This is a genomic window from Prevotella sp. HJM029, assembly GCF_000599605.1.
GTDB lineage: Bacteria > Bacteroidota > Bacteroidia > Bacteroidales > Bacteroidaceae > Prevotella.
The window spans coordinates 1-1,960 of record NZ_AZHT01000095.1 but is presented as its reverse complement, the minus strand read 5'-3'; the positions used below and the strand labels follow the sequence as shown (position 1 = coordinate 1,960).

General features: G+C 52.4%; 2 protein-coding genes. One reads left to right on the top strand and one right to left on the bottom strand.

Features of this window, described 5'->3' with window-relative positions; genetic code table 11:
• Positions 1–411 precede the first annotated feature (411 nt).
• A complete protein-coding gene (locus tag X919_RS0105475; RefSeq protein WP_028899323.1) occupies positions 412–1,026 on the bottom strand; it encodes a hypothetical protein in 615 nt (204 codons plus the stop codon).
• Between the two features lie 243 nt (positions 1,027–1,269).
• Here X919_RS0105475 and X919_RS0105470 point away from each other — a divergent pair, with 243 nt between their 5' ends.
• The gene (locus X919_RS0105470; RefSeq protein WP_155949670.1) at positions 1,270–1,797 is read left to right on the top strand and encodes a hypothetical protein; all 528 of its coding nucleotides are present in this window, start codon (positions 1,270–1,272) and stop codon (positions 1,795–1,797) included.
• The last annotated feature ends 163 nt before the right edge of the window (positions 1,798–1,960 follow it).

Below are 1,960 nucleotides of genomic sequence, written 5' to 3'. Positions count from 1 at the left end.
AAGCACAATTACAACTGAAACCTAATCGCCGGGCTGTTCTGGCGACTACTAATTTTATAATTACAATGAACAAACTGAGAACTGTTGACCGTAGCAAGCTCCAAGGAATGGAGCACTACCAGTATGCCAGATGGGATAATGCACGATGCAAATGCCCCATCGGAGGGTCTGCGAGGGTTGTTTTCGAAATTTGACGCCCAATCAGAGGGTCTGCAAGGGTTGTTTTCGAAATTTGACGCCCAATCGGAGGGTCTGCAAGGGTTGTTTTCGAAATTCGACGCCCAATCGGAGGGTCTGCGAGGGTTGTTTTCAAAATTTGACGCCCAATCGGAGGGTCTGCGAGGGTTGTTTTCAAAATTTGACGCCCAATCGGAGGGTCTGCAAGGGATTTTTCTATGTTCTGTAGATGATTCAGAAACGAAATTCATTTAGAGTTGAGGGGGCGGGAGTGCGCGATGCATTTCCGCCCCCGATTTGTGTGGTGAGGAGATTGTTTACGCGTTTCGTTTGGGTGGATTGTGCATGGCGCAGCATCGTTAGCATGTGGCGCAGCATCGTTAGTTTGTGGCGAAAGAAAGTACAACCCACGTTGTGGGTAGCCCCCGCGCTTGCATCCGTTACCCAGGGTAGGCTGCGTTGCACTTGCCAACCCTGCGCTATCAAAAGTATAACCGCGATGGGTATGGGCACACCGCATGGTTTGATGGAGATGGGTAGGGGCGGTTGATGTTGTTTGGGCAGATTGCGTGTGGATGGTTGGTTTCGTTTGGGAATGGATTGTGCATGGCGCAGCATCGTTAGTTTGTGGCGAAAGAAAGTACAACCCACGTTGTGGGTAGCCCCCTCGCTGGCCTCCGTTACCAAGGGTAGGCTGCGTTGCACTTGCCAACCTTGCGCTATCAAAAGTATAACCGCTGCGCGGTAGGGGCACACCGCGTGGTTTGGTGGAGATGGGTAGGGGCGGTTGATGTTGTTTGGGCAGATTGCGTGTGGATGGTTGGTTTCGTTTGGGAATGGATTGTGCATGGCGCAGCATCGTTAGTTTGTGGCGAAAGAAAGTACAACCCACGTTGTGGGTAGCCCCCTTGCTGGCCTCCGTTACCCAGGGTAGGCTGCGTTGCACTTGCCAACCCTGCGCTATCGAAAGTATAACCGCGATGCGGTAAGGGTACACCGCATGGTTTGATGGAGATGGGTAGGGGCGGTTGATGTTGTTAGGGCAGATTGCGTGTGGATGGTTGGTTTCGTTTGGGAATGGATTGTGCGCAAATGGTTATTTGGTTTGTGTGGGATGTGCGGAAAAATATGATGGAGATTGGTAGGGGCGGTGCCTGTGTGCCCGCCCGCGTCGCCCCACAAGGGCGCATCCGTCGTTCATTCCCCGTGCGTGATGCGTGTATTTTTGGTATGGAAACGCCGCTGCGCGGACGTTCGGGCGGGCACACAGGCGCCGCCCCTACGGTTTCGTTTGGTGGATTGTGTGTGGGTGGTTTTGTTTGTTTGTTTGTTGGGGAAGCAGTACACATGAACCAACACCATTGGTGTTGTACTTTTGTCAGCCCAGGGTTGATTGAGCGCAGCGAAATCTATCCTGGGAAAGACGGGGGGAGAGAACCTATGCCATCGGCATTGTACTTTTTAAAATCAATTTGCGTGCGGGAAACCATCTGTTCGCCGCGTGTGGTAATGATGTGCGATGAGAAAAAGTACAACCCCCAGGAGGTAGTATTCTCGCTTGCATTGTTACCCAGGGTAGGCTGCGTTGCACTTGCCAACCTTGCGCTATCGAAAGTATAACCGCTGCGCGGTAGGGGCACACCGCGTGGTTTGGTGGAGATGGGTAGGGGCGGATTGCACATGGACGGTTGGTTTCCTTTGGGTGGATTGTGTGCAAATGGTTATTTGGTTTGTGTGGGATGTGCGGAAAAATATGATGGAGATTGGTAGGGGCGGTGCCTGT

Excerpts from the sequence above, each read along its gene's own strand:
- X919_RS0105475 (WP_028899323.1), bottom strand. The coding sequence starts at position 1,026 with ATGCACAATCCATTCCCAAACGAAACCAACCATCCACACGCAATCTGC.
- X919_RS0105470 (WP_155949670.1), top strand. The coding sequence starts at position 1,270 with ATGGTTATTTGGTTTGTGTGGGATGTGCGGAAAAATATGATGGAGATT.